The sequence below is a fragment of the Lentimicrobium sp. S6 genome (genome assembly GCF_013166635.1).
In the GTDB taxonomy this organism is placed as follows: Bacteria; Bacteroidota; Bacteroidia; order Bacteroidales; family UBA12170; genus UBA12170.
Window position 1 is genome coordinate 1 of the sequence record NZ_JABKBZ010000280.1, and the last position, 524, is coordinate 524.

1 protein-coding gene is annotated in these 524 nt (G+C 34.5%); it reads left to right on the top strand.

Features of this window, described 5'->3' with window-relative positions; translation table 11 throughout:
* Positions 1-524: ISAs1 family transposase (locus tag HNS40_RS22730; RefSeq protein WP_172284987.1), on the top strand; the 524-nt coding region annotated here is incomplete at both ends.

Below are 524 nucleotides of genomic sequence, written 5' to 3' on the forward strand. Positions count from 1 at the left end.
TTCTTGTGGGAATAATTTCGGTCATTTGTGGCGCAGTAACATGGAAACAAATGAGAGAGTTTGCTCAATCAAAAGAAGTATTTTTAAGAACATTTCTTCAGTTACCAAACGGGATACCTTCTGAAGATACAATAAACAGGTTGTTTTCAGCAATTGATAGCAATCAATTTGAAACTTGTTTTATTGATTGGGTAAATTCTATATCAACAGTATTGAAAGGTCAAGTCATTGCAATCGACGGGAAGTCAATAAGAGGTGCTAAGTCCGCAGGAAAGAAATCTCCAGTTCATATGGTTAGCGCTTGGGCAAGTCAAAATAATTTGGTTTTGGGTCGAGTAAGAGTAAATGAAAAATCAAATGAAATAACAGCAATTCCAGAGCTGATAGAAAAACTGTGTATTTCAGGCAATATTATCACTATTGATGCCATGGGAACTCAAACTGATATCGCCGATAAAATTAAAGAAAGTGAAGCAGACTATATTTTAGCTGTTAAAGGAAATCAAGAACAATTATTAGAGCAA